Annotated in this window: 3 protein-coding genes and 3 pseudogenes; 4 read left to right on the top strand and 2 right to left on the bottom strand. The window is 56.1% G+C overall.

Annotated features, from left to right (window positions below):
• Positions 1-172: pseudogene (locus tag E1N52_RS42820) on the bottom strand (IS5/IS1182 family transposase); the annotation flags it as partial.
• 458 nt (positions 173-630) lie between these two features.
• Here E1N52_RS42820 and E1N52_RS42815 point away from each other — a divergent pair.
• The 4 genes and pseudogenes from E1N52_RS42815 (at position 631) to E1N52_RS42790 (ending at position 4,987) form a co-directional block, all read left to right on the top strand.
• Positions 631-1,485, top strand: coding sequence for a sterol desaturase family protein (locus tag E1N52_RS42815; RefSeq protein WP_133191099.1), 855 nt, complete (start codon positions 631-633; stop codon positions 1,483-1,485).
• A 93-nt stretch (positions 1,486-1,578) separates the two neighbouring features.
• Positions 1,579-2,355, top strand: coding sequence for a GH12 family glycosyl hydrolase domain-containing protein (locus E1N52_RS42810; protein WP_133191097.1), 777 nt, complete (start codon positions 1,579-1,581; stop codon positions 2,353-2,355).
• Between the two features lie 782 nt (positions 2,356-3,137).
• A pseudogene (locus E1N52_RS45200) lies at positions 3,138-4,127 on the top strand (tyrosine-type recombinase/integrase).
• A complete protein-coding gene (locus E1N52_RS42790) occupies positions 4,124-4,987 on the top strand; it encodes a tyrosine-type recombinase/integrase (protein ID WP_133191093.1) in 864 nt (287 codons plus the stop codon). The pseudogene E1N52_RS45200 and the gene E1N52_RS42790 overlap by 4 nt, the downstream one beginning before the upstream one ends.
• On the opposite strand, the pseudogene E1N52_RS42785 reads toward E1N52_RS42790, so the two are convergent.
• Positions 4,984-5,163: pseudogene (locus E1N52_RS42785) on the bottom strand (integrase); the annotation flags it as partial. The gene E1N52_RS42790 and the pseudogene E1N52_RS42785 sit on opposite strands and share 4 nt — an antisense overlap.

Here is a 5,163-nt window from a genome sequence, read left to right as displayed (position 1 = left end):
GTGATGTTGCCGGCCGTCCCTTGCGCGACACGAAGCTCTCGCTCATTGCCACGCCCAGCCGATCCCAGTTGATCAGTTCAGCCAGCCGCACCAGCGGATGTTTCAGATTGATCTGCTCACGCAGCGGCTGCCGGAAGAAATCTCCTTCTGTCACAGGCGTCTTCGGACCCATCCGCACCTCGTCAGGATTTGCAGGATTCAAGCGTCAATATGCCTGGTCCCTGCAATTCCCACAACACCAATTCGGCCTCAGAGCCTTGCCGCATAAGCCTTCGCGGATTGTTCAAGGCCGACTACTTACGACTGAGGTGCAAACGGCATTTAGAACGCGGATGCTTCCGATCCAAACAATCAATTTTCACAATGGCGCGAAGCGATGCATACTAGAACCTGCTGTGTAGTCGTCACTGTTATGGTTTGAAGTACTACGGTCCTGATGTTGCTTGACCTGCCAGGTGCAACCCGTGCACTACCGCCCGCACTTCCAATTGCATGCCGAGCCGGCATTTATAGGATACGCTGGGCCAAATAGTTTCGGACCTGTGAACCGACAGCTGTCAGGCCGCTGGCTGGCCAGTACCACTTTTACCTAGGCTCGCGCATAGAGCGCCGATTCGCCGGAGCAAATGAATGCACGTTGTCGATATTGATCAGATGGCCCTGTTCTTCGTGAACTCATTTGAGCTCGTGATGGTCTTCGCTAACGTCTGCGTCGTACTCGAGCTGATCTTCCCGGCCTACCGCTACAGTTTTTCGTCATACATTCGGGGCGTGCGGAACTGGATAATCCGCATCGGTTGTGGTGCATTAATCTGGCACCTTTACGCTATGGGGCTGCAATGGCTAGGGGTGAAACCACTCCTGACAGTGGATTTTGGGGCGTTGCTCCATTCCGGCAACACGATCGCCGGGGTGTTTATGGCGGTTTTTTCTGGCGTTCTGGTTGCAATTGCCGGCGACTTCTTTTACTACTGGATGCACCGCGCGCAGCACGCAATTCCGTTCCTGTGGCGCTTGCATGCGACTCATCACTCGATCCGCGAGTTGACTGCATGGAACTGTAATCATCACATTTCCGAACCGATTGTTTACGCGATGTTTGTAGCACTGCCACTCGCGCTAATCCACTTCAAGTCCGGTGTCGTGCCCGCGGTTGCCATGACGCTAATTAGCTTTCAGGCGCATCTTTCTCACTCCAGCACGCGTGTGAATCTCGGGCCGCTCCGATACATCATCGGCGATAACCAGTTTCACCGCATTCACCACTCAATGGAATCGCATCACCGGCACCAAAACTATGGATTCTTCACCACCATCTGGGACACAGTTTTTCGCACTGCATACTGGCCGGAAAAAGAGGAATGGCCGGAAGTGGGTCTTCGCAACCAACCGGAACCGCATACGGTTCGCGACTACGTTCTGTTCCCGTTTGACCAACGCCGCTGGTTCCGACCGGCAATCAAAAGTGGCAAAGGGAATGAATGACAGTTCGGCAATGTTACGGCTCATATCGCCGCTAAAAGCCAAGGGAGACCAATCTCGACTGACATCATCGACCCTATAGGAGACAGCAACCTTATGCAGCGAATGCCATTCCTCGCCGGCTGTGCCGCCACAGCTTTGATGGTTTGCAGTGCAGAAGCACAGGCCGAGGCCTGGTCTGCAACTTCGCCCGAAGCCTCGTCCTGCTATCCGTCCGATCTCCTTTTTGCTTCCAGCTCCTACGGAAGCTACACGTTCAACAATGACGTCTGGTCGCCCTGCCAAGGTGTCGCTGCAGGCAAGCAGACGATCTGGGCCAACAGCAACCTTGACTGGGGCGTCTCTTCAAATCAACCCGACACCGGCCACATCAAGTCCTATCCACACATCGGATATGCGGTCAACAAGTCCCTCAGTTCGCTTAAGTCGCTGACTGCTGTCGTCTCAGCGATCACCCCTTCTAGCGGCGCTTGGGAATCGACCTTCGATATCTGGGCCGGAAACAACGCGCATGAAATCATGATCTGGCTCAACTATACCGGATCCCCTGATGGCTGCGGCAACGTAAAACCGATTTCCGCGAACTGGACGTTTTCCGGCTGCGCGATCCCAATTCAGAAAGATGTCCAGCTGTCGGGCGCTTACTGGAATGTCTACGTGGGCAGCAATAGCAGTAACACGGTCTATTCGTTTCTTCGCACAAAAAAGACCGACCACACCACGCTCGACGTGCTGGCATTCATGAATTACCTCAAGTCGCGGAATTATTTCGATGATGTCGTGCTCGGCGATGTTCAGTACGGCTTCGAGATAACGTCGTCGCCTGGCGGTCTGCCTTTCGCGTCCAAAAACTTCTCCATCACCGCGGAGTGATATCGGCGCCTCCCGTCCTCGCCTGTATATTTATATCCGCTGGTAATGCAGAATTCTCGGAACCGGTCAGCCGGGATGACCGTCGTTCTTCCCAACGGCGAAAATTTGATTGACGTCAAGCGATCCGTGCGGTGGCGCAGGAGCAGGGTAAGCGACTCGTGCCGGCCGTTATAGACGGCGGCTGAGGGCGACATCGAAGTGATGCCCATCATTTCCAATCTGATGGGCATCACTTTGACACAGTCTGCGGAGAAGAAGCCGGGTGTTGCGGCTCACATTTTCTGCTAACGGTGTCCACAGAAGCGCTAAAGTGCCCACTAATTCGGCTAGCGCGCCTTGCGGGGATAACGATTTATCGCTTGAAGAGCGGTAGCGAAGTTGGCCGCATTGCGTAATACAGGGTGAAAGTGGTGCCCGAGAGCGTCACGGCCACATGTATCCGTTGGCCGTTCTGCAACGGCGCCTAGCCGTCGACCGGACGCTCGTTTGCGACCAGTTGAGCGTGAGCGAGAAACGCACCGTGCCACCACCGCTGTTACGGGTGAGCATCATGTAACGACGACCGGTGCACTGCACGCGCGCCCATTTGTTTCGTGCTGCTTAGAGCAGGGTCGGCCGGGATTCGCGAATATCTGAAGCTTCAGATATTAACGATTACCCCCACCGCTGAATTAGGCGAAGCTCGGTGACGGCGAAAGCGCCCCGCATTACTGAGGCGGCGCTGTGCAAGATCGACAGGATGGCAAAGGTTCGCATAATGTCCTGAACTTTTCCTACCGGCCATGATGGCCGGCAAGGAGAAGACCATGACGCATCCGGAACTGTTGCGCGGGAAGGAATACCCCGAAGCGCGCTTGCCATCAATCACGACCGCAGCCCAGTTTCTGAGCGAGTTTGATTCATACCTCGGCGCCGTCAGGGGTCTGGCGCAGGGCATCCGAAGGAAGTATGGCCGGTTCGTTCAACTCTTCCTGGATGAGTGGTGCGGTGACAGTCCGCCGAATTGGCAAGACCTTTCAACCGAACATCTCCGCACATACCTGCGTCACGAATTCTCGATCAGGAAGCGGCGGCCATCGAATTCACCGATCGTCGCGCTGCGCGCAATGTTGCGCTTTCTCGCCGTCAGGGGATTGACGCAGCCCGGTCTGGAGGAAACGCTTCCACGAATTCGGCGTTGGCGTCATGCGACGCTTCCGCCGCGTTTGTCGTGCGCCGATGTCGATCGGCTGATCAAATGCGTGGTCGATGCTGCGACGTTTCAACCATTGCGGAATACGGCAATAGTGCTGCTGCTCGCAAGAACCGGGATGCGTGCTGCCGAAGTCGCTCGCCTCAGTCTGGATGACGTTGACTGGGCCTGCGGCGTCATTCATATCCGTGAAACCAAGACCCGTCGTGACCGTGACCTGCCATTATCCCGAGATGTGGGGCGCGCCTTGCTGGCATACCTCAAACGGGAGCGTCCTCCATCATCGTACAGGACGATATTTCTGCAAGCGATTCCGCCGTAGCAGCCATTCACCGACTCCAGCGCGATTTCCAAGATCGTCCGGCGAGCCCTGATTCGAGCAGATATCGCTCCCGCACGCGGTTCAGCACACCTGATACGTCATGCCGTGGCAACAACCATGTTGACACGCGGATCGAGTTTCAAAAACATCGCCGATGTGCTGGGTCATCGATCCCTTCAGTCCACCGCCATTTACGCGAAGCTGGACCTGTCATCGCTGTCGCGCATCGCCATGCCGTGGCCGGGAGACAGATCATGAACGGTGAGGAACTTCAGGAGCTGCTGAGCCGCTACGTCGAAGACCGCAAGTTGCTGGGTTACCGGCAAGCCTATAGCGGAACGCTCGCACGTTTCGTTAAGGACATTATCCACGATCGCGCCGGTGAATCGATAAAGACTACTGATGTCATCGAATGGATCATGCGGGTTCGCCGTGCACCGTCGAGCCAGTCTGCCATCCTCAGTGCCCTGCGCGGGTTTCTGCGCTTCGTAAAGGCTGTCGATCCAGCGACCTCGGTACCCGGCAAACATCTGCTGGCAACTCCACGTCGCAATCCGCCGTACGTTCTGAGCGCTGCACAACTGCAATCGATCCTGAATCTGGCGACGACTGCGCGACCGCGGGGTGGTCTGCGATCTGCTGCCTACGTCGCAATCTTGGGGTTGCTTGCCAGTTCCGGGTTACGTATCGGCGAAGCTCTACACCTCAAGGCGATCGACGTGCACCTTGGGGAAGATCTGCCACATATCGTTGTTCGCGAAAGTAAATTCAAAAAGGCACGCATCGTACCCTTGCATCCAACAACCGCAGCTCATCTGAGGCAGTACGCCGACCGACGGGGACACAAGTGTCATGCAAGGCGGGCACCGATGTTCTTCGTCACAGATTGGGGACAACCGCTCGATCATGATTCCCTTGGGCGGTGGTTTGCGCGCGCAACGGCGAAGCTCGGGTTGCATTTACCCGATGGACGACGCCCGACCTTGCACTCCCTGCGGCACTATGTACCCTTCCGGATTATGTCGGGTGGCGTGATTGAACTCCAACAATTGACAGGAGATTGCGGGCCGTCAAAGAGATGTGCTCAAGCGATCACCCGATATAATTCCGTAGCCTAAAGACTGTTCAGGAAGTCGAGGAGCTCGTCCGTTGGCTTGAAGCGGCCTGGCTTACCGCGTCGCGGAGTTGCCTTCTCAAGGGCCTGTTCCTTCATCGCAAGGGTCGCTTCGACATAGATTTCCGTGGTTTCCACCGATTCATGCCCGAGCCACAGCGCGATGACCGAGCGACGAAC

Source organism: Paraburkholderia guartelaensis (assembly GCF_004353905.1).
GTDB lineage: Bacteria > Pseudomonadota > Gammaproteobacteria > Burkholderiales > Burkholderiaceae > Paraburkholderia > Paraburkholderia guartelaensis.
The sequence above is the reverse complement of the archived record's forward strand: the minus strand, read 5'-3'. Positions and strand labels throughout refer to the sequence as shown.